This window comes from Klebsiella sp. C360, from assembly GCF_048822415.1.
Taxonomy (GTDB): domain Bacteria; phylum Pseudomonadota; class Gammaproteobacteria; order Enterobacterales; family Enterobacteriaceae; genus Klebsiella; species Klebsiella quasipneumoniae.
This window is the reverse complement of the sequence record NZ_JBMEZZ010000001.1, coordinates 95,148-115,976: the sequence shown is the minus strand read 5'-3', so window position 1 is coordinate 115,976 and position 20,829 is coordinate 95,148. Positions and strand designations below refer to the sequence as shown.

18 protein-coding genes are annotated in these 20,829 nt (G+C 58.5%); 16 read left to right on the top strand and 2 right to left on the bottom strand.

What is annotated here, in order from left to right; genetic code table 11:
* Position 1 precedes the first annotated feature (1 nt).
* From ACOI7D_RS00535 to ACOI7D_RS00465, 15 genes are all read left to right on the top strand, one after another.
* Positions 2-2,371 carry a type VI secretion system Vgr family protein gene (locus ACOI7D_RS00535; RefSeq protein ID WP_162543156.1) on the top strand — a complete coding sequence of 790 codons (2,370 nt, stop codon included), beginning with the start codon at positions 2-4 and terminating at the stop codon, positions 2,369-2,371.
* Positions 2,371-3,150 carry a DUF4123 domain-containing protein gene (locus ACOI7D_RS00530; RefSeq protein WP_109547451.1) on the top strand — a complete coding sequence of 260 codons (780 nt, stop codon included), beginning with the start codon at positions 2,371-2,373 and terminating at the stop codon, positions 3,148-3,150. Before ACOI7D_RS00535 ends, ACOI7D_RS00530 begins: the two co-directional genes overlap by 1 nt.
* Before the next feature lie 63 nt (positions 3,151-3,213).
* Positions 3,214-3,735: a T6SS immunity phospholipase A1-binding lipoprotein Tli1-KP gene (tli1, locus tag ACOI7D_RS00525; RefSeq protein ID WP_109547450.1), complete on the top strand. Its 522-nt coding sequence runs from the start codon at positions 3,214-3,216 to the stop codon at positions 3,733-3,735.
* Between the two features lie 68 nt (positions 3,736-3,803).
* Positions 3,804-4,334 carry a T6SS immunity phospholipase A1-binding lipoprotein Tli1-KP gene (tli1, locus tag ACOI7D_RS00520; protein WP_109547449.1) on the top strand — a complete coding sequence of 177 codons (531 nt, stop codon included), beginning with the start codon at positions 3,804-3,806 and terminating at the stop codon, positions 4,332-4,334.
* Complete coding sequence (locus tag ACOI7D_RS00515) at positions 4,322-6,763, top strand: T6SS phospholipase effector Tle1-like catalytic domain-containing protein (protein ID WP_109547448.1); 2,442 nt, start codon at positions 4,322-4,324, stop codon at positions 6,761-6,763. The genes tli1 (ACOI7D_RS00520) and ACOI7D_RS00515 overlap by 13 nt, the downstream gene beginning before the upstream one ends.
* A gap of 20 nt (positions 6,764-6,783) precedes the next feature.
* On the top strand, positions 6,784-7,041 hold the full coding sequence (locus ACOI7D_RS00510) for a PAAR domain-containing protein (RefSeq protein WP_002902252.1): 258 nt from the start codon (positions 6,784-6,786) through the stop codon (positions 7,039-7,041).
* On the top strand, positions 7,038-8,177 hold the full coding sequence (locus ACOI7D_RS00505; protein WP_109547447.1) for a hypothetical protein: 1,140 nt from the start codon (positions 7,038-7,040) through the stop codon (positions 8,175-8,177). The genes ACOI7D_RS00510 and ACOI7D_RS00505 overlap by 4 nt, the downstream gene beginning before the upstream one ends.
* Positions 8,161-11,589 carry an ImcF-related family protein gene (locus tag ACOI7D_RS00500; RefSeq protein ID WP_109547446.1) on the top strand — a complete coding sequence of 1,143 codons (3,429 nt, stop codon included), beginning with the start codon at positions 8,161-8,163 and terminating at the stop codon, positions 11,587-11,589. Before ACOI7D_RS00505 ends, ACOI7D_RS00500 begins: the two co-directional genes overlap by 17 nt.
* Positions 11,586-13,184: a type VI secretion system protein TssA gene (tssA, locus tag ACOI7D_RS00495; RefSeq protein WP_109547445.1), complete on the top strand. Its 1,599-nt coding sequence runs from the start codon at positions 11,586-11,588 to the stop codon at positions 13,182-13,184. The genes ACOI7D_RS00500 and tssA overlap by 4 nt, the downstream gene beginning before the upstream one ends.
* 30 nt (positions 13,185-13,214) lie before the next feature.
* Positions 13,215-14,270, top strand: a complete 1,056-nt coding sequence (locus ACOI7D_RS00490) for a polymorphic toxin type 44 domain-containing protein (protein WP_109547444.1) — start codon at positions 13,215-13,217, stop codon at positions 14,268-14,270.
* The gene (locus tag ACOI7D_RS00485; RefSeq protein WP_077269270.1) at positions 14,267-14,737 is read left to right on the top strand and encodes a hypothetical protein; all 471 of its coding nucleotides are present in this window, start codon (positions 14,267-14,269) and stop codon (positions 14,735-14,737) included. Before ACOI7D_RS00490 ends, ACOI7D_RS00485 begins: the two co-directional genes overlap by 4 nt.
* 76 nt (positions 14,738-14,813) lie before the next feature.
* Positions 14,814-16,568 (top strand): type VI secretion system baseplate subunit TssF, encoded by a 1,755-nt coding sequence (tssF, locus tag ACOI7D_RS00480; protein ID WP_109547443.1) that lies wholly within the window; start codon positions 14,814-14,816, stop codon positions 16,566-16,568.
* Positions 16,532-17,617: a type VI secretion system baseplate subunit TssG gene (gene tssG / locus ACOI7D_RS00475; protein WP_109547442.1), complete on the top strand. Its 1,086-nt coding sequence runs from the start codon at positions 16,532-16,534 to the stop codon at positions 17,615-17,617. The genes tssF and tssG overlap by 37 nt, the downstream gene beginning before the upstream one ends.
* Positions 17,595-18,137: a type VI secretion system lipoprotein TssJ gene (gene tssJ, locus ACOI7D_RS00470; protein ID WP_109547441.1), complete on the top strand. Its 543-nt coding sequence runs from the start codon at positions 17,595-17,597 to the stop codon at positions 18,135-18,137. The genes tssG and tssJ overlap by 23 nt, the downstream gene beginning before the upstream one ends.
* 126 nt (positions 18,138-18,263) lie before the next feature.
* Complete coding sequence (locus tag ACOI7D_RS00465; RefSeq protein ID WP_109547440.1) at positions 18,264-18,758, top strand: hypothetical protein; 495 nt, start codon at positions 18,264-18,266, stop codon at positions 18,756-18,758.
* Between the two features lie 4 nt (positions 18,759-18,762).
* Here the strand turns inward: ACOI7D_RS00465 and ACOI7D_RS00460 are convergent, their stop codons facing one another.
* The gene (locus ACOI7D_RS00460) at positions 18,763-19,518 is read right to left on the bottom strand and encodes an SDR family NAD(P)-dependent oxidoreductase (protein WP_109547439.1); all 756 of its coding nucleotides are present in this window, start codon (positions 19,516-19,518) and stop codon (positions 18,763-18,765) included.
* 158 nt (positions 19,519-19,676) lie between these two features.
* Between ACOI7D_RS00460 and ACOI7D_RS00455 the strand changes: the two genes are divergently transcribed.
* Positions 19,677-20,555, top strand: a complete 879-nt coding sequence (locus ACOI7D_RS00455; RefSeq protein ID WP_109547438.1) for an AraC family transcriptional regulator — start codon at positions 19,677-19,679, stop codon at positions 20,553-20,555.
* 50 nt (positions 20,556-20,605) lie between these two features.
* On the opposite strand, the gene ACOI7D_RS00450 is transcribed toward ACOI7D_RS00455, so the two are convergent.
* Complete coding sequence (locus tag ACOI7D_RS00450; protein WP_109547437.1) at positions 20,606-20,812, bottom strand: DUF1471 domain-containing protein; 207 nt, start codon at positions 20,810-20,812, stop codon at positions 20,606-20,608.
* Positions 20,813-20,829 lie beyond the last annotated feature (17 nt).

The following is a 20,829-nucleotide window of genomic DNA, read 5'->3' as shown; positions in this document are numbered from 1 at the left end:
CGTGAAATCGTTGTTGTTCAGCCACAACCACCATCTGCTTTCGGTGAAGGGATGTGAAGCCGGGCTTGATGTGCTGGCGTTTGAGGGCGATGAAGCCCTGAGCCAGCCGTTCCGCTATCGTATCGAATTCACCAGCGCAGACCATGCCATCAGCAAAGAGATGATGCTGATGAAGGCTGCCTCCCTGACGCTGCAGGCGCCGGTAGCTCAGGGCTTCGGCATCAATGTTCAGCAAGCCGTGCGGGTGATCCAGGGCGTGGTGACGGGGTTCGAACGGCTCGGCACCTCCAGGGATGAAACGCACTACGCGCTGACCCTCCAGCCGCGCCTGGCGCTGCTTAACCGCTCGCACCAGAACGCCATTTATCAGGACCAGTCCGTTCCGCAGATTGTGGAAAAAATCCTCCGCGAGCGCCACGGCCTGCGCGGTCAGGATTTTCTGTTCTCACTGACAAAAACGTATCCGCGCCGTGAGCAGGTGATGCAGTACGGCGAGGATGACCTGCGCTTTATCACCCGGCTGCTGGGTGAGGTGGGGATCTGGTTTCGCTTTACCGCCGACACGCGGCTGCACATCGACGTCGCTGAGTTCTGCGACAGTCAGCAGGGCTATGAGAAGGGGCTGACGTTGCCTTCGGTCCCGCCGTCAGGGCAGCAGTCGGCCAGGGTGGACGCGGTGTGGGAGATGGCATGCCGCCACCGCGTCGTGGAGCAGCAGGTCAGTACCCGCGATTACAACTACCGCGAGGCGACGGCGGACATGAGCGCGCAGGTGGATGTCACCCGCGGGGAGACGACTACCTTTGGTGAGGCTTACCACTGGGGAGATAACTACCTGACCGCCGGGAATGTCCATGACCGCCATCCGGCGCCGGAGTCCGGGGCGTTTTACGCCCGGCTTCGCCATGAGCGTTATCTGAACGGCCAGACCCGGATGCAGGCCACCACCAGCTGCCCGACGCTCTGCCCGGGTCAGGTGCTGAAGGTGACCGGCGGAGAGGAGGTGGCTGGAGAGTTTGCTCATGGCGTGCTAATCACGACGATGCACAGCCACGCCCGGCGCGATACCGACTTTACGATGGAGTTTGCCGGCATACCGGACAGCCCGGACGTCGGCTACCGGCCGGAGCCCGGCGCCCGCCCGGTGATGGCCGGGACGCTGCCGGCCCGCGTGACCAGTACCCGGGAAAACGACACCTACGGGCATATCGACAAACACGGGCGCTACCGGGTGAATATGCTGTTTGACCGGGCGCGCTGGGAAACCGGGTTCGAGAGCCTGTGGGTCCGCCAGGCGCGGCCGTATGCCGGAGACACTTATGGCCTGCACCTGCCGCTGCTGGCGGGGACGGAGGTGGCGATTGGCTTTGAGGACGGTAACCCGGACCGGCCGTATATCGCGGGCGTGCTCCACGATTCGGCGCACGGCGATCACGTCACCATCCGCAATGACAAACGTAACGTCCTGCGCACCCCGGCAAACAACAAAATCCGCCTCGACGATGAGCGTGGGAAAGAGCATATCAAGGTGTCGACGGAGTATGGCGGCAAGAGCCAGCTGAATCTGGGGCACCTGGTGAACAGCGACAGGCAGCCGCGCGGCGAAGGCTTTGAGTTGAGAACCGACAGCTGGGGTGCCATCCGGGCGCAGAAGGGTATTTTTATCAGCGCGGACGGACAGGCGCAGGCCCAGGGGCAGGCGCTGGATATGGAGCCGGCGGTCAGTTTGTTGAAAGGCGCGGTGAATCAGGTCACGGAATGGGGAAGCATTACGCAAACCCATCACAATGTTATCCCAGACCCCGGCCCGTTAAGCGCACTGGCCACAGGCAGCCGCGAGCTTAAACAGCCGACATTGCTGATGTCGGCCCCGCAGGGAATTGCCGCCGTCACACCGGAAACGACCCTCCTGCACAGCGGTAACGGGCTGTATCTGCAGAGCCTGGGAGAGGTCAACATCACCACGGCACAGCGCTGTTCACTGAATGCCAGCCAGGCTATTTCACTGCTGGCGCAACAGGAGGGAATGCGGCTGGTCTCCGCCAAAGGCCCGCTGGAAGTAGAGTCGCACGGCGATATTCTGTCGCTGACCGCGCTAAAAGATATCACCGTCCAGTCAACTCAGGGGCATCTGCAGTTGACGGCTAAAAATGGCATCACCCTGGGGTGCGGCGGCGCATATATCCGTCTTACCCCGCAGGGAGAAGTACAGATCCACGGACCGGGGGTGATTAGCCTTAAGGGGCAGCACGATTTGCAGGGGCCGGTCAGCGAGGCGTTTCCCTTACCTGATCTACCGGCATCGGTTTGTAAAGAGTGCCTTAAAAAAGCCCAGGCGCTGGCGCAGGGCTTCGTGCCGCGGGAGGCATAATGACCAGACAATGGATTGAGGAGGTCGCCGGAACCTCTCGGGTTTTCGGAACGGATTATCTGCACGTCATTATCGATCAGGCAGGGGTGGATTTTTCCGTTATTCCGGCGCTGAATTCGCTGTCAGTTGAGTGGCAGTCGCTTTTTCATGGACTTCCGGAAGCATTTATCGTCGATGATGCTCCGCTGGTAGCGCGCTTTACGCTTGATGATCTTGAGCAAATGCGCTGGTTACAGGATATCAGCCAGCAACTTGCCAGCCAGGCGCCGCTGCTCCTGTTCTGTACATACTGGCCCTTTTCGGCGCTGGCGAACTGGCTCACGCAGTGCATGGATATTCTGCAGGAAGGGCGCAGCGGAATTTTACGCTTTTACGATACCCGGGTATTTCCGCTGTTGTTTACGCACATTCTCAGTGAAGAGCAGCAAGAGCCATTGATGCGTCCGGCCCTGTTCTGGGCGTGGCAGGATCTTGACGGGCAGGCGAAAGGCATCAAAGGCAGTGGTCTCCCACCGGAACGCGATGAAAAGGCGCCAAAAATAGAACTCAGCGATCGCCAGCTTGAGCATCTGATGTGTATCAGCGATGTCATCGTCCTGTTGTCACACTGTGCTCCGCCTGCGGGCATATTTGATTCAAGACAGTCGCTGTTTTCGGCCTGTTATCAGGGCATGGTGGAGGCGACACGCCAGGGCATTCTTCTGGATGACGCCCGTGAAGACTGGGTAATGAAAAAGTGGCTTGCCGACGTAAAAACCAGTGAGAGACCTTCGGAATGAAAAGCCTGGTCTGGCTGAGTTCATCCCTCTTTTCATTACCCTCAACCCGACAGGGAGAGTCCGATGCAATCTGCATTAATCAGCCCGCTGCTGGCGGGGCTGCTGCTGTTAACCGGCTGCGCACAGCCTGCCGCCCGGGCCGGAGGCGGAACAATAAAAGCCATCAACCATACAAAGTGGGCGATCAACCACTTCAGCGTCAACGGCCAGTCGGGCATCGACATTATAGGCCCGTTCCAGGGAGGCGGTGGCGGCTGCTGCTTCAGCGTGCCCGCCCGCTGGACGCCGGGTATGACGGTGCGCATTGACTGGGAAAGTGGGGAGGCATCGACTGAAGGTTTTCCTGGATTTGCTGATTACGAAAAATATAAAGCCTGGGAGAAAAAAATGAGCTCTCAGAATCGGCAGCACAGTAAAACCGTCCCGCTGCCCGACTATAACGGCCAGGAGGTGTGCGGTATTACGGTGCACTTTTTACCCTGCGATGACGTGAAGGTAACCACCAGCTGCTGGTCACCGAGAAATGCGAACTACCCGATAAAAGAGCCCGTCAGGATGAAGGAGCCGGCCGTCTGCCCGAAGTAGCTCGCCTTCGTTTCCCCGGGATGGCATCACCATTCCTTAATCACCCTCAAACCGACAGGGAGAGTCCGATGAAATCTGCATTAATCAGCCCGCTGCTGGCGGGGCTGCTGCTGTTAACCGGCTGCGCACAGCCTGCCGCCCGGGCCGGAGGCGGTGGCGGCGGCACCATTGACGCCATCAACCACACAAAGTGGGCAGTTAATCACTTCAGCGTCAACGGCCAGTCGGGCATCGATTCAATAGGCCCGTTTCAGGGGGGCGGTGGCGGCTGCTGCTTCAGCGTGCCCGTCCGCTGGACGCCGGGTATGACGGTGCGCGTTGACTGGGAAACTGGGGTGGGGTACTCCATGGACTTTCCGGGGTATCAGGATAGGCAAAAATACCTTGCCTGGAAAAAAGGAATTGATGCCCAAAAGAGGCAGCACAGCAAAACCGTCCCGCTGCCCGACTATAACGGCCAGGAGGTGTGCGGTATTACTGTGCACTTTTTACCCTGCGATGACGTGAAGGTAACCACCAGCTGCTGGTCACCGAGAAATGCGAACTACCCGATAAAAGAGCCCGTCAGGATGAAGGAGCCCCCCGTATGTCCGAAATAACCGAAACCCATGCCGCCTGGGTCCCGCCGTCGTTTCCACCGCAGGGACGTCTGCCGGGCCGGGCGCTGGAGGTTGGTCAGAACTACTATCAACAGAACAGCGACGAGCGGCGCTATCATCAGGAGCTGTGCCTGGCTGCCGGACGGCGCGTGGAGCCGCCGTGCTGCAAGACGCTTCATATCAGCCTGTTTTTCGACGGTACCGGCAATAACTTAAATCATGACTTTTTTATCGCGAACCCGAAACATCCGACCAATATCGCCCGGCTGTTTCGGGCGACTATTGGAACGGGTACGGCTGGCGGGGTGCCGTCTGATGATCAGAGCAAGCTGTTTGATGGAGACGGCGAGGGAGACGGGAAATATTTTAAATTCTATATGCCCGGCGTGGGCACCCCCTTCCCGGAAGTGAATGACCCCGACTATTCCACCATGGGTCTGGTGGGGGCAGTTAAGGGGGAGGACCGGATTAACTGGGCGCTGCTGCGCATAATCGATGTGCTGATGTTTAGTGCCACCGAAAAATGGCTGACCACCACAGAGAGTCGTCGTTCACTGAAAGAAATGAGCACCAACTGGAACCTGCTGGGGTTTGGCGGCAGCCATAACCGCTATGAAGAGTTCACTCGTTTGCTGAATGGTCTTGCCCCGAAACTGATGCCGATGCTGATTCAGCCTGAGCCGGGCAAGCCGAAACTGACAGGCATCAAACTGTATGTCTATGGTTTTTCCCGCGGCGCGGCAGCGGCGCGCACCTTTGTGCGCTGGCTGAGCGAACTGCTGCCCCCGCCGGCGGCGGAGGGTGAAAAACCGCCGCAGTGCCTGCAGACAGGCGGGATGCAGCTGCCCGTCAGCGTGGAGTTTCTCGGGCTGCTGGATACGGTGGCCTCCGTCGGGGTGGCGCATGTTGTGCCGGTTGCCGACGGGCATATGTCCTGGGCAGACGGCACGATGGAGCTGCCGGATGATGAAACCTATGGCGGGCTGATAAAAAAATGTGTTCACCTGGTCTCCGGGTATGAGCAGCGTCTCTGCTTTCCGCTGGACTCGGTGCGCCGGGCAAACGGCAAGTACCCGCCCTGTGCCACTGAGGTGGTTTACCCGGGGATGCACTCGGATATTGGTGGAGGATATCCGCCGGGGGATCAGGGGAAAGCGAATGGTGAGGATGATGCACTGTTACTCTCACAGGTAGTTTTGCATGACTTATATGCTTCGGCATTTGCTTTTGGTGCGCCACTTAAAGTCCCACCGACCACATTACCGCGAGATCTAAACCGGCAGCTTTGGCGAGCCATGTCGCCAGATTTGCAGGAAGAATTTGTAATTGATACACCACTAGTCAACCGCTTCAACGCCTGGCGCGAACTCACTCTGGGCCAAACCTCGCCGAAAACGTTCGATCCCGAAGCAGCCTCTCACTACGAACCACTTGCCGCCGGCGGCAGCCTGGAAACCGCCGTTGCTGAGCAGATGGCCTGGATCACCGCCTGGCGCATCGACCGCTATGCCAGAGGCTCGATGCTGAAAACGCCATTCTATCAGCGCGCCACGAATACCGAAGCGCTACCTGCCGCGCGGAAGGCGGCAGAAGAGATTCGTGATGAAAAACAGGCGGCGGTGCTCAGGGCTCGCCAGAACCAGATAGCAAACCAGCCTCCTGACAGGATGGATGAGCTGGTTCTGCAGCCGGGCGTGAAGGATTTTGACCCAAAGATGGATCAAACCCAACTGTTCGACGCGGCGAAGGAGTTCGGAAAGGATTACCACGACGGTTACCGTATCCCGGAGAACCTGGCGCAGCTGGTGCTGGATACCGTGCTGCAGCCGGTGATTTTCATTCTGAATACCGATGATGAAGCGCAGGAATACCGGCGCATGAAGCGTGACGGAGAGGCCCGGGTGGCCGTCCTGTTCCCCGCGGCCGGGGAGGCCAGCAACGCGGAGCAGCCTGCCGGGCTGGTGAGGGCGCTGTTTGATGACCAGGTGCATGACTCACGCGCCTGGTTTATGTATGCCGTGCTCGGCACGCGCGAGATGTGGACCGGCTACTTCCGCTACCGGATGATTTACTTCGGCGAGCGCTGCAGTAAGCCGCTCTCGCCGCTGGTGCTCGCCGGAGACCTGGTGGGTTTTGCGACCGTGACTGCGGGCGTCGTGCTCAGTTTCCGGCAAAAGTCCCTTACCGGCAAGCTGGCCGGGCTGGCCGCTACAGGCGCCGTGCGCTCGCTGGAGGTGGCGGTGCTGGACAAGATAACCGGGGAAGCGCTCCCAGAGCTGCCCGGAGGGGAGCAGTTGCGGGCCTTTACCCACGAGCCTGGGACCGTTGTCGCACAGCAAAAGGCGCGGAAAGCGGAACAGCAGATGGCGCGGGGGCAAGCCGCGCTGCCGGCCAACTGGCTTGAGGACGTTCTGACGACAACGGTCTGAACGCGGATAAGGAGGATCCGATGAATAAAGTCATCCGCAAAGGAGATACCCTGCGGGAGTATGGTGGCAGGGTGCTGATGGGGCATTATCAGTGTTTTGGTCTGGGATTCGCCTGCAAGGGCGACCCGGTCAAGTGTAACAAACACGGTATGACGACCATCGCTGAAGGCAGCGCGCGAACCACTATTGATGGCCAGCCGGTTGCGCTCCACGGTCATCGCTGCGCCTGCGGCTGCACGCTGGTCAGCTCTAACCCAGACTGCGGGGTTGATCAGTGAGGCCGGTACCGGAGTATCCCCCGTACAAAGACGCGCGACCGCCTGGTACGGCCAGGTGGCTATCGGTTTCGGCCCTGCTGGTTCTGCTTAGCGGCGGGATCAGCGCTTTACTTCCCTCGTCAGAAGGAAAAAGCGCCCTGGCCGGCACCGGGATCCTGTTGGCCCTGGCGCTGGCAGGTACCGGCTGGTTGATCCGGCTGCTGTACTACCGCATGAGCGTGCATAACGCCAGGTTCTATGACCAACTGGTGGCATACGAACAACAGCAATGGTGGGCGGAGCATCGGCAGCCGATCGGGTTACAGGACGGTCTGCTGCTGGGCCCCGCGGGCAAAACGACCACTGACTGGCTGCGGGTGCTAAGCCGTCACGAGCGTCCGCCAGAGGAAGAGAACGAGGGCGGCGGCAGGGCGCTGCGAGCACCATACCTTTCAGTTTCTGAGGCTATCGCCCGCGAAAAACGGCTGGCGGAACTACTGGTGATGGAATGGCAACGACAGCGCAGTGAAAGAACGATTACTCCGCCGCTGCGTTGCTACTGGCAGGGAACGGAACTCGCCTGGCAGGCGTTTCGTGCACAGATGACCCTCACTGTTGCGCAGATGACACTACCATCCCGCCCGCATACCTGGTGTGGGGAGGCCAGCCTCGCGGAGATAGCACACACTCTGGCCGAAGCTGACCCCCACGACACTGTGCTTATCGCCGGATGTCAGGTGGTTGTCGCCCAGACGGGGGCGGTGCAACCCGCCGGAGAGTCTGCGGTACTGTGGCTCGCCGGACGGGACGGTCCGGTGCACCTGACCAGGGGGGAAACCTATTGCGCAGAAAAAGGGGAGGCCCTGACTGCTGTAGCCGCTCGTGTGCTGGAGCAGAACGAACTGAGCGGCCCCCCGGAAGCCTGTGCGCTGTTTTTTCAGCCGGGACTGGAAGCGCTGGCGCACAGCGGTTGGGATATCAACCTGTATCGCCAGGATGCCTGTTGGGGGGACATCGGCGAGATGGAAGGCTTGACCGTTCTGTCGCTGGCGGCGATCTACGCCGCGCACTACCAACAACCGTGTGGCTGGATAGCCCGCGATCCCTTGAATACCCTCGCAATTGGAATTGTAAAACCTGATGGACAACGTCAATAAACCTGCAGCTATCTCTGTGGCGGCTACGGTTATCGTCAGTATTGCTGCGGTCACGCTTCTGGTGCTCCTGGGCGGGCTGGCATGGTGGCTGTGGGCGATGGATCATGCCACGCAGTGGGAAACGCTGCGCCCGTTTATCGCCATGGGCTTTATTATCTGGGGGATGGCGCTCAGCCTGCTGGTACTGGGGTTTATGGCCTTTCGACTGCTGATAAAAGATAAGGTTAAGCCTTCAGCAGCGCCTGTGCGGCAACCCGCCAGGCCCGATGGGCGCGAAGCCCTTTATGCCCCGCTGAAAAAGCACCTTCACGCACGTTACCGCCTGCGCTGGCGCCGCAAAGTCCGCCTGCTTTTAGTCACCGGCGACGATGCAGCAATCGAACAACTGGTTCCCGGCCTACAACGGCAGCGCTGGCTTGAAGGCAACCGCACCGTACTGATTTACGGCGGCAGCCTTGCATCGGAGCCTGACCGAGAAAAATACAACGCGCTACGCAAGCTGCGCCGCGGCCGTCCTCTGGACGGGATTGTGCGGGTGATGCCATCGTCTCTCACCCTGACGCCGCAGATAAGCGAAAACGACCTGCGCGGGCTGGAAAAAATTAGCGAACTGCTGGGCTATGCCGCCCCGGTCTGGCTGTGGAAACTGTGCGACAGTGAGTGGTCGCAGTCTGACCGCGCGGTGCAGGCGGTAGGGGTTAGCTTCCCGTTACGCGCTACCGAGGACGATGTCGCCCGTCAGCTTGCGCAGATGCTGCCCACGCTGCGGGAGCAGGGGATGCGCCAGATCGCGGAGGAGACCCGCCACGACTTCCTGCTGCGTCTGGGGCAGCAGTTTCTCGACGGGGGGATCGCGCAATGGCGCTGGCAGCTGGCGCCATGGCTGACCGCCTCGCGGCAGCGGTTTGCGCTGCGAGGCCTGATGTTTAGCCTGCCGGCGCCTCGTACCGTAGATCCTTATCAGGAGGCTGATACCTCGCCTGCGGGCCAGCCTCATCTCCTGACGCTGCCCGCCACCTGGCAGGGAATCGTCGATGACTGCCGCCGTTTACGCGGGCATCACGTGGGAATGGCGTGGGAGCGGGGCCTGGCGTGCGGTCTGATGGCCATCCTCGGCCTGTGGGCGGCGGGACTGCTGCTCTCCTTTACCCTTAATTACAGCCAGATTGTTTCGGTAGCGGGAAAAGCCCGTGACCTGGTGACCCACCCCTCTGTTTCTGACTATCAACTGACGGCCCTCCATGCCCTGCGCAATGAGGCCGGCCGTCTCGTGCACGATGGGCAGAAGGGAGCGCCCTGGTATCGGCGCTTTGGTCTGGACCATCATCAGCAACTATTAGACGCCGTCCTGCCCTGGTACGGCGTGGCAAACAACCGCCTGATACGTGACCCGGCCAATGTCGCGCTGCAGCAGGCGCTCAGCGCGCTGGTCAACTCCGCACCCAATAGCGACCAGCGAGCCCTGCTGGCGAAACCGGGCTATGACCAGCTGAAAGCCTGGCTGATGATGGCTCGTCCGGATAAAGCCGATGGCGCCTTTTTCGCGCAGACCATGAAAACGGTCCAGCCAACGCGAAAGGGGATCTCGACCGGACTGTGGCAAAGTCTGGCGCCGGATCTGTGGGCCTTTTATCTCTCCCTGCTACCCGAGCGGCCAGAGTGGAAGATCATCCCGGATGCGCAACGAGTCAGTCAGAGCCGTCAGGTTCTGTTGCAGCAGATAGGTCGCCGCAATGCCGAAAGCACCTTGTATGAGAACATGCTCAAATCCGTGCGTCGTAATTTTGCCGATGTATCTCTGGAAGACATGACCAGTGGCACCGATGCGCGCCGCCTGTTTACCACCGATGAAGTGGTCCCGGGGATGTTTACCCGCCAGGCATGGGAAGGCGGCATTCAGCATGCCATTGATAAGGCAGCCAGCTCGCGCCGGGAGGAAATCGACTGGGTGCTGAGCGATTCGCGCAAAACGGTGTCGACAGACCTGTCGCCGGAGGCGCTGAAAGCGCGTCTGACCCGACGCTACTTCACCGATTTCGCCGGCAGCTGGCTGAATTTTCTTAACAGTCTACGACTTAATCCGGCGACCAATATCGCCGATGTTACCGACCAGCTCACGCTGATAAGCGATGTCCGCCAGTCGCCGCTGATTGCCCTGATGAATACCCTTGCCTGGCAGGGGCAGGCGGGGCAACAAAGGGAGGGGCTGTCGGACAGCCTTATTAAATCGGCCAAAGATCTGGTGGGCGGAAAAGACAAGCCGGTCATCGACCAGTCGGCAGCCGGGCCGCAGGGGCCTCTGGATGACACGTTCGGCCCACTGCTCCAGCTAATGGGGAAAAACACGGGCAACAACGTCATGTCGGCCGACAGCACCCTGAGCCTGCAAACCTATCTGACCCGCATCACCCGCGTGCGCCTGCGTCTGCAGCAGGTTGCGAATGCCTCCGATCCGCAGGAGATGATGCAGACCCTGGCGCAGACCGTCTTCCAGGGGAAAAGCGTCGACCTGACCGACACGCAACAATATGGCAGTCTGATTTCGGCAAGCCTTGGCGAAGAGTGGAGTGGCTTCGGTAACACTCTGTTTGTGCAGCCGCTGACTCAGGCCTGGGAAACCGTGCTTCTGCCGTCGGCGGCCAGTCTGAATGATAAATGGCGCCGATCGGTAGTCGCCAACTGGCACACTGCCTTTGACGGCCGCTTTCCGTTTGCCGCCAGCAAAAGCGACGCCTCTCTGCCGATGCTGGCTGAGTTTGTGCGCAAAGACAGCGGGCGAATCGAACGTTTTCTTACGACGGAGCTGAACGGTGTCCTGCATAAAGAAGGCAGTCAGTGGGTGCCGGATAAGGTCAACAGCCACGGCCTGGTCTTTAATCCAGCCTTTCTGCGCGCCATCAACCAGCTAAGCCAGCTGTCCGACATTCTTTTCACCGATGGCAGCCAGGGCATCAGCTTCGAATTGCAGGCCAGGCCTGTTGCAGAGGTCGTGGAGACACAGCTGACGATAGACGGCCAAAAACTGCGCTATTTCAATCAGATGGCCGACTGGCAGACTTTTCGCTGGCCGGGGGAAACGTATAAACCCGGCGCTCTGCTGACCTGGACCACCGTCAATGCGGGCACGCGTCTGTTTGGTGACTACAGCGGAACCTGGGGTTTTATTCGCTGGCTGGAGCAGGGTAAACGCCAGCAGCTCGAACGCAGCCAGTGGATGATGAGCTTCACCGCTCCGGATGGCCGCACCCTGCAGTGGGTACTGCGCTCCCAGCTTGGGAGCGGCCCGCTGGTGCTTCTGGCGCTGCGCGGATTGACCCTGCCGGATCAGATTTTCACTGTCGATGCGGCTGAGAGCGCACAGGCCCTGACGGCGGGGGTAGGGAATAGTGACATGGATGAGATGGAAAAATGAGTATTTTACAAAATCTGGTTGCCGCCAGTCAGTTGGATGAAAGCGTACTGCGCCAGCAGGCCCGGTCACGCCAGGAAAACTGGCAGTCATGGCTTGCGCCAATCAGTGATAGCCAGCCCACCGGCAGCGAGCCGGGCTATGACGATGATTTTCAGCGTATCCGCGAGGAGGTCAATAAGATCTCCGGCGTTGATACCGAACTGATTTGCCAGCTGGCTGGACAGTTACTGGCAACAACAAAAGATATCCGGATTGTCACCTATTACTGCTGGGCCCGTTTACACCAGGACGGGGAAGCTGGCTTGGCCGATGGGCTGGAGCTGCTGGCAGGATTGCTGCAACAATATGGCATGCAGCTTCATCCGCAGCGCGACCGTAGCCGCAAAGCAGCCCTCGAGTGGTTGGGCGGTACACGTATGTTGGACAGTCTTTCACTTTTTCCAGAAGTTGTCCGGGAGGACGCAAGGCGGTCCATCGGCGCGCTGCTTCTCATTGATGATTGTCTGACGTCAGAACCCGAAACATCACGGCCAGATCTGCAAGCGCTCTGGGGCGCACTGGAGTCGCGCCTGATAAAGAGCGGGGGAGTCGAAGCGGTGGTGCCTCAGAACGTCGGAAATCGGGGGCTGGCTCAAACTGCTTCCCGCACGGCTGAATATGAAGCGCCAGTTCTCAGCAACATCTCTTCCGGTCAGGATCTGCTGGCCCAGGCGCGAGCCCTGACCGCATATCTGCGTGTTCAACCCGATGGCTGGCTTGCCGCGCATCGGCTAATGAAAAGCCTTCGTCATGACACCCTGACAATCATCCCAGCGCCTGATGCTGATGGAAAAACGCGTATCGAGCCTCCCAGAGCAGATCAGCGTGCCATGCTCAAGCGACTGTATCTTCAACAGAGCTGGTCGGAGATACTGGAACAGGCAGACAGCAACTTCTCACGTGGCGCTAATCATCTCTGGCTTGACCTGCAATGGTATATCCATCAGGCGCTGATGAAGTCGGGTCAGGATGTGCTGGCCGATATTATCATTGCCGATCTGAAAGGATTGCTGCGCCGTCTGACCGGGCTTGAAACACTGGCCTTTAACGATGGCACGCCGTTTGCCGATGAGGTCACGCTGAGCTGGATAAATCAGAATGTACTCGACGATATGTCCATCTGGCGGGATGAGCCAGTATCGGCTGCCAGCGGCGCTGATAACGACATTCTGGCCCTCGAACCTGAAGCACTTGAGAAGGCTGACACAGACGGTCTCGATGCCGCACTCCACTGGCTTCAGACTCGCCCGGGCACGGAATCCATTAAAGATAAATGGCTGTTGCGCCTGCTGATGGCCCGCGTGGCCGAACAGAAGGGGAAGAATGACCTCGCGCTCTATCTGCTGCAAGAACTTGACGATACGGCAGGATCTATCACCCTCACGCAGTGGATCCCAGCCCTGTTATTCGAGATTAAATCGCGACGGCTCAGGCTGCTGCGCATGAAAGCCACTCGCAGCGAGAGTGAAAAGTTACGGTTGCAACCGGAGATGGATCAGTTGCTGGCGCGGCTGATTGCGCTCGATCCAGCCAGTAGCGCGGTGCTTTGCGGTTAACTGAACGGAAACTGACGCCAAGGAGAACCTATGACAACTAAAGGATTTTATCTGGTGCAGGGAGACAGAACGACCTGTGGCGGAAGAATAACAACGGGCGCTGAAGATCACACTCTGTTTGATAAACCTGTTGCCCGGGAGCAGGACAGCGTCACTTGCGGAAAGCACCCGGGTCGATACAAGATTGCCGGTGGCATCGACAACGATACCATTCACGGCCGGCGAATGGCTGGAAGCCTCGACAGCTGTAGTACTTGCCCCTGTAAGGCGAAGTTTATTCCATCAATGATAAATGATACTTATGAGAAAGGAGGTGAGTGCATAACTACTTTATTTTCACTCGATGGGCTTAAGGCATCTTTACAGGATCCCGATAAGAATCTTCATCCAGAAAATAAGACTGAACGGCAATGTACTCACACAGATGGGGCGATTAAAGTTGCAGAATATATACTAAGTGAAATCAAGGCGAATGTCAGAAGCGATACGGCAGAAACAATACGATATTTAATTGACGAAGATTATCTAATAAAAAGGCTTACTGAATGGAATAAACTTCCTTTTTATGCAAAGCTGGGTCCGCCCCCTAAAAGGGATTTACTTTCTGCAATGGCTATTTGGTATCAGACCGTGAAAACAGGTTCAATCTGGGATCATAAACCGAAGATTCGCGATCGGTTTTCATCCGTTGCAGTAGCACGACCACTTCCCAGGAAAGGAAAATCATCAAAGTCTTATTACCATAAATTCAAACAGTATGATTATTTTTATGATGTGTGGTCAAACATACATTATGGTTATGTTGGACTTAGTGTCGGCTTTTCTGAAGCAATTCTCCTGAAAGGATCTACTTGGGAACAAAACATGACGCCAGGTGCAATGGGGGATGATACCCTGGATGATATTACTAGCATGAAAATAGGGTTTAATCTTTTTCATGAACATGGGAAATTTGCAGAGACGTTGACGGCAGATAATATTCTTTGCGTTTTAGAAAAAACACCTGATGCGCGCCTTCCACACTCAAGAGAAAATCATTGGTGCTGGAATACAGATAATCCAGAAAAAAGTGACGAATCATTTTGAAAAAAATAAAAACGTTAACAGCTATTGCATTATTTATGGCAGTGTCATTCATTGTTGTTCATTTTATTCCGATAAGGCCAGTCGTAGTTATTATAAATAACACCAATGAAACTATATTCGTGTATGCAGGTGAGAGTATATATAATGTCGAACCTGAGCCTGACGAAGTCGCGCGTATAGTACGATCAAAGCCTGAAATTATAGCGCCTGGAAAAAGAGTTAAAATTAAAGTTTCTTTTATATCTCTGTTTAGGAAAGATGCAGCACTCGATATTGGTTGGAGGATTGGCGGTCAATACGAATATAACGCTGCAGGTGGCGGCGGTCAAAATTTTATTCTTTCCACAAAAGAGGGCGTGTGCTACGCGTCGATTTATATAAAAGATGATTTTGTTAAAGGCATGATTAAAAATAGTCCTGGCAATAAATGTTTTAAAAAAATAAAGGCATTTAATTATAAATATTAATTCAGGTGTTATAAAGATTATTTTTTTAGTAGACAATTTCAAAATCTGATAACTGAAAGGAAATCAATATAAATATATGGACGATTTAACCCTGCGTTATTACGACGCTGAAATGCGCTACCTGCTGGAAGCGGGTGAAGAGTTTGCCCGCGCTCATCCTGAGCAGGCGGCAATGCTCAATCTTGACAAAGCGGGCGCACGCGACCCCTTTGTCGAGCGTCTGTTTGAAGGTTTTGCCTTCCTGATGGGCCGCATGCGCCAGAAGCTTGATGACGACCTGCCCGAACTCACCGAAGGCGTGGTCAGTCTGCTGTGGCCACATTATTTACGTACCATTCCTTCCCTGTCGGTCGTGGAATTCACCCCCGACTGGCAGGAAATGAAAGAGCCGATGACGATGGCCAAAGGCTTTGAAGTGCTTTCCCGGCCGATCGGTGAAAAGGGCACGCGCTGTCGGTACACCACCACCAAAGCGATCGCTCTGCAGCCGTTGTCCCTGGAGCACGCTCAGCTGACCACCGATACGGATGGCCGGTCGGTGATCACGCTGCGCTTTAACTGCAGCAGCCTGACGGACTGGCGCCGGATCGATCTCAGCCATATCCCGCTCTACTGCAACGCTGATGCGCCGCTGGCCTGCGCCATGCACGAGGCTTTGACCCTCAATGTGGCCAGGATGTGGCTGCGCGTACCCGGTGAGGAGGACAGAAAGCCGCTGGACGGGTATTTCAGCGCGCTGGGATTTGGCGAGGATGACGGCCTCTGGCCCGAAGATAGCCGCAGTTTTCGCGGCTACCAGCTGCTGCTGGAGTATTTTACCTTCCGTGAAAAGTTCATGTTCATCGACCTGCGCGGGCTGGAGACGGTGGCTTTCCCGGCCGGGATGGCGTGGTTTGAGATCGACGTCGTGCTGGCGGAACGCTGGGAACATGACTTCCGCTTCAGCGAAAAGCAGCTGCGCCTGCACTGCGTACCGGCGATCAACCTGTTCCCGCTGGAGTCCGATCCGCTGACCATCAATTCCCTGCAGACAGAATACCTGCTGCGCCCACTGCGCGTGCAGGACGGCCACACTGAAATTTACACCGTCGATTCCGTGATCTCCTCGAGCCAACAGGCTTACGCGCCGTTCTCAAGCTTTCGTCACAAAGGCGGCATGATGCGTCATGACGCGCCTGATTATTACTATCATACCCGGGTGCGCCGTGGCCCCTCCGGGTTGCATAACACCTGGCTTATCGTCGGCGGGGAAGCCTTTGACAAGCATACCGTACCGGAAGATGAAAGCCTGTCGCTCACCCTTACCGGAACCAACGGCCAGCTTCCGCGTCGTGCGCTGCAGAGCACCGTGCTCGATACGGTGATGAAAACCACCTCGGCCAGCGTCGCGGTTCGTAACCTCTGCGCGCCGACGCTCCCGTGCTATCCCCCTGCCCAGGATCGTTTTCACTGGCGGGTGCTGAGCCATCTGGGCAGCAGTTTTCTTTCCCTGATGGACAACGCTGAAGTCCTGCGCGGCACCCTGGCGCTGTATGAATGGACCGACAGCGAGATGAATCGTCGGCGTCTGGAAGCCATCCTCGAGGTGAAGCACCGCGCAACAGAGCGCTTTGCACAGGGCCATCTGGTGCGCGGCGTGCAAATTGAAGTCACCCTCGACAGCCACGGCTTTGCCGGACGAGGCGATATATGCCTGTTTGGCGAGATGCTCAGCCGCTTCTTTGCGCTCTACACCGATATCTACTTGTTCAACCGCCTGATTATCATTCTGCAACCAACCGGAGAACGACTGGAATGGGAAGAGAAGCACAGCCGACGCATTCCCGGCTGATGCCGCGTCTGGAGGCCGACCTGCCGCGGATCAATTTTTACCGCTTTTGTCAGCTTCTGGAACGACAGCACCCCGATAAGCCGCTGATGGGGGCGACCAGCCATCCGGCTGACGATCCGGTACGTTTTCATCCGCATCCGGGGATGGGATTCCCCGCCAGCGAACTCCGAGCCGTGGAATACGATGAGGCCAATGACAGCGGGCCGCCGGTCATTCGCACCACCTTTATGGGCTTGTACGGTGTCGATTCGCCGCTCCCGACGGCCTGGCTCGATGATATCGCCCAGCGCAGGGAAGGGCATGAAGCGCAGCAGGGGGTGCTGGATATCTTCAGTCACCGGATTATCACGCAGTATTACCGCATCTGGCGGAAATACTGCTGGCCCGCCACCTTTGAGCCCGGCGGTACCGACCGCCTGTCACAGTCGCTGCTGGGTCTGGCGGGGCTGGGCATCCCCGGCACGACGCGGCATATCGCCTCGCCAGCGTCGCGCTTTCTGGCGCTGACTGGCGTGCTGCGTCAGCCGGGCAAAACTCAGCAGGGGATCCAGGCGCTGGTCACGCTGCTGGCCCCGAAGACCACCGTCAGGGTGAGCCCTTACTGCCTGCGTCCGGTGGCGGTCAGCCAGCCGCTGGGCTTTTACGGCGATGATGACTTCTTACTGGACGGCAATACCCCGCTGGGTGACGAAGTGAGGGACAGCAGTAGCCAGCTCCTCGTCGCCCTTATCACCGATAATCCCGAGGAGGCGCAGGGCTGGAAGCCTGATGGCCCGCTGTTTCGGGACTTTCTCATCCTGCTGCGGGTGTATCTGGGCTGGCGATTCCGGGCCAGAATCACCCTGACCGCGCCGACCCGACTGCTGGCTGTCCCGCCGCTGGGGGACGGACCGTTCTGGCTCGGTATGAACGGCGTGCTGGGCGCTGGAGAGGGTGAGAGTCAGGATGATATCCCGCAGACATTTACCACCGAACTGGGCGCCTATACCGGCCTGCAGCCTGCCACCTCATCGCAAGGAAACCGACGTGTTACGTATAAGTTTAATTAAAACCGCCTGCCTGCTGTCCCTGCTAGCGCTTTGCCTGAGCGGATGCGGGCTCACCCAGCGCGTCTCGGAGGGAACAAAATCCGCCTTCAACGCCGTTTTTTATAAGCAAATTAATACGCTGCATCTGGATTTTACGGCGCGCGAAGCGCTCAACACTGATGCCAGAGAGAATCACTCGCTCTCCGAACCGGTGATGGTGCGCATCTATCAGCTTAAAGATCGCCGGACCTTTGACCGGCTGGTTTACCAGCAGCTGCTGGAGGAGGGGGATATTCTGCTCGCCGCCGATCTCCTCGCCAGTCGCGACGTAGTGATCAACCCCGGAGGGGACGCCAGTCTCAATATGCCGCTGGAAACGCAGGCGAAGTTCGTGGCGGTTGTCGGCCTGTTCCGCCATCCGGATACAGAAAGAAATACCTGGAAGCAGGTGCTGGCGCGTGAGGAATTGGATCCTGACAAGCCACGTATTTATACCGCCGAAACTAACCAGCTAAGGCTCAGGCCTGAAGCGGCGAAGTAACGTCGAAAACAAATTTCTGCGGCGGGTCCATCGTGGCGATTGGCCCGTAATCTTCGTTAACCAGCGAACTGGCGGTAACCATCCTCATCCAGCCTCACCGGTTTCATCACAGCACAGGGAGATAACGTGACAGCGAGGGAGCGTTTTTTTAAGAAACTGCAGCACCAGCAAAATCCGCCGCGGACAACCACCTTCGATGGGGCGGCGGCCGCGGATATTGCCATGTTTCGCCAGCAGATGGCGGCGCTCGCCCGGCAGGTGAATCAGTGGTTTGACGGAACGGGCATCGAGGTGGTGGTTTCGACCCGCCACCTCCACGATCTGAGCACCCTTGGCTACAGCCTCAATAGCGGCATCTGCCGCTACGATATCCCCACTCTCCGCCTGCAAAACGGCGAGCGCAGCGTCAATATCGTGCCGCAGCAGCTGTGGGATGGCGTGGAAAAGGGGGTCGTGACCCTGAGCCTTGAGACACCTGGCGGGGCGGGCTCCCGGGAGGTGTTTTATCTGAGCCTGGCCCCGGACGGCGGCTGGTTGATCCGTCAGGCGCGCCAGTCCCCGGAGGCGCGACAGATTCTCACCGAAGACCACTTTTTTATGGCGATCGACAGCCTGGCCTGACTGGTCAGATGGTTTGTCCGCCCGATACCTCGATCCGCTGGGCGGTCACCCAGCGGTTATCGTCGCGCAGCAGGCTAGCGATCATCGGCCCAATATCCTCGGGAACGCCCACCCGTCCCAGCGCCGTCATCGCGGCAAACTGCGCGTTAACCCCCGCGTCGTCCCGCACCAGTCCGCCGCCAAAGTCGGTGGCGATAGCGCCGGGGGCGACGGTATTGACGGTGATGCCGCGCCCGCCCAGCTCGCGGGCCATGTATACGCTCAGCATCTCCACAGCCGCTTTGGCCGCGGCGTAGGCGGAGAAGCCAGGATAAGAGATGCGGGTCAGTCCGGAGGAGAAGTTAACGATCCGTCCGCCGTCAGCCAGCAGCGGCAGCAGGGTTTGAACGAGGAAAAACACCCCCTTAACGTGGACGTTAAACAGCCCGTCGAACTGCGCCTCGCGCGTTTCGGCCAGCGGGGCAAATTCGCCGTGTCCCGCGTTATTGATCAGATGGTCGAAGGTGTCCCGTCCCCAGACGCTGCCAAGCGCAGCGCGCAGGCTGTCTGCGAAGGCCGGAAAGCTGGCGGTCTGCGCCATATCCAGCGGCAGGGCGATGGCCTTGCGGCCGAGGGCGTGAATGTCGGCCACCACCGCTTCCGCCTGTTCAATATTGCCGCGGCAGGTGACGATGACGTCCCCACCCTGGCGGGCGATATCCAGTGCGGTCTGACGGCCAAGGCCGCGGTTGGCGCCGGTGATAAGTGCAATCTTAGTCATGTTCGATCCTCTCTGGTGTGTGGAGTCCTTACAATAGGTGGTGGCTACCAGACCGGGTTGCCCAATCCTTGTTATTTTTTGCCCATTCCTCTCAATACCCTCTCTTCTGGTGGGAAATAGCGCATACTGAGGCTTTAAAACTTGCCTGAAAGGATCTTATGCGCGACGAACTCTTCGCTCTCTGCCGCCGGTATGCCGATGCTCATGTCGATAGCAGCGGGGTGGCGGTTACCCCGGTTCCCGGCATCACTCTGGTGCGGGCCCTGCACCCCGGCGACCTGCAGGCGGCCATCGCCAGGCCGCTGGTGGCCATGCTGCTGCAGGGGCGCAAAAGCGTGACCACCGGCCTGGCAAGTTTCGACTATGGTCCGGGGGAGGCGATGGTGATCGCCGCGGATGTCCCCACCACCAGCCAGATCACCGAGGCCAGTCAGCGTTTTCCCTATTACGCGCTGGTGCTGGAGCTGGATCTGGCTATCCTGCGCGAGCTGCAGGAGGTGGGACCGTCAGGGGCGGATGAGGCGCCCCGCGTCGGTATCGAACCGATGAATGCCGACGTGACGGACGCCGCTTACCGGCTGGCAAGACTGTTTGATCAACCGGGGGTGCTGGCGGTGTTAGGCGAAGGGCTGCGGCGGGAGCTGCATTACTGGCTGTTGCAGAGTGTTCACGGGGCGGCCATCCGGGCGCTGGGCGTCGCAGACAGCCATTCGGCGCGGATCCGCCGGGCGGTGGCGGTGCTGCGCCGGGATTTTATGCAGCCAGTCAGCGTCGACGCGCTGGCCGACGCCGCCGGGATGAGCGTTTCGGTCTTTCACCGTCATTTCCGCGCCATGACCACCTTATCGCCGCTGCAGTTTCAGAAGCAGTTGCGCCTGATCCACGCCCGCCGCCTGATGCTGGCGGAAGGGATGAGCATTGCGCAGGCGGCCGGCGAAGTGGGCTATATCAGCGTGTCGCAGTTCACCCGGGAATACGCTCGCCTGTACGGCGCGCCGCCGGGCCGCGACCGTCGACGGGAAAGAATGAGCGCCTGATCTGGCGCGCGGGCTGGCGGCGGCTCCTCCCTGAGCCGGATAGCGATGGTTCAGTTATCGAGTGTCGCCGTGATGTGCACTTTGTTACCCATTCGCGCCTCAATGATCCGATAGGCGGTTGCGCCCTCGCGGGTGGCCTGCTGGCGAATTTTACTTTCCGCGTGGTCCAGGGTATCGCCGGTGGCGGTGAGGGTCCTGGCGTTGACCGCCAGCGGCAGCAGGCAACTCAATACGATCAGTGGAATCAGCTTGTTCATCGTCATTCTGTCCTGTG

Excerpts from the sequence above, each read along its gene's own strand:
- ACOI7D_RS00530 (WP_109547451.1), top strand. The coding sequence starts at position 2,371 with ATGACCAGACAATGGATTGAGGAGGTCGCCGGAACCTCTCGGGTTTTC.
- tli1 (WP_109547450.1), top strand. The coding sequence starts at position 3,214 with ATGCAATCTGCATTAATCAGCCCGCTGCTGGCGGGGCTGCTGCTGTTA.
- tli1 (WP_109547449.1), top strand. The coding sequence starts at position 3,804 with ATGAAATCTGCATTAATCAGCCCGCTGCTGGCGGGGCTGCTGCTGTTA.
- ACOI7D_RS00515 (WP_109547448.1), top strand. The coding sequence starts at position 4,322 with ATGTCCGAAATAACCGAAACCCATGCCGCCTGGGTCCCGCCGTCGTTT.
- ACOI7D_RS00510 (WP_002902252.1), top strand. The coding sequence starts at position 6,784 with ATGAATAAAGTCATCCGCAAAGGAGATACCCTGCGGGAGTATGGTGGC.
- ACOI7D_RS00500 (WP_109547446.1), top strand. The coding sequence starts at position 8,161 with ATGGACAACGTCAATAAACCTGCAGCTATCTCTGTGGCGGCTACGGTT.
- tssA (WP_109547445.1), top strand. The coding sequence starts at position 11,586 with ATGAGTATTTTACAAAATCTGGTTGCCGCCAGTCAGTTGGATGAAAGC.
- ACOI7D_RS00490 (WP_109547444.1), top strand. The coding sequence starts at position 13,215 with ATGACAACTAAAGGATTTTATCTGGTGCAGGGAGACAGAACGACCTGT.
- tssF (WP_109547443.1), top strand. The coding sequence starts at position 14,814 with ATGGACGATTTAACCCTGCGTTATTACGACGCTGAAATGCGCTACCTG.
- tssG (WP_109547442.1), top strand. The coding sequence starts at position 16,532 with ATGGGAAGAGAAGCACAGCCGACGCATTCCCGGCTGATGCCGCGTCTG.
- ACOI7D_RS00460 (WP_109547439.1), bottom strand. The coding sequence starts at position 19,518 with ATGACTAAGATTGCACTTATCACCGGCGCCAACCGCGGCCTTGGCCGT.
- ACOI7D_RS00455 (WP_109547438.1), top strand. The coding sequence starts at position 19,677 with ATGCGCGACGAACTCTTCGCTCTCTGCCGCCGGTATGCCGATGCTCAT.
- ACOI7D_RS00450 (WP_109547437.1), bottom strand. The coding sequence starts at position 20,812 with ATGAACAAGCTGATTCCACTGATCGTATTGAGTTGCCTGCTGCCGCTG.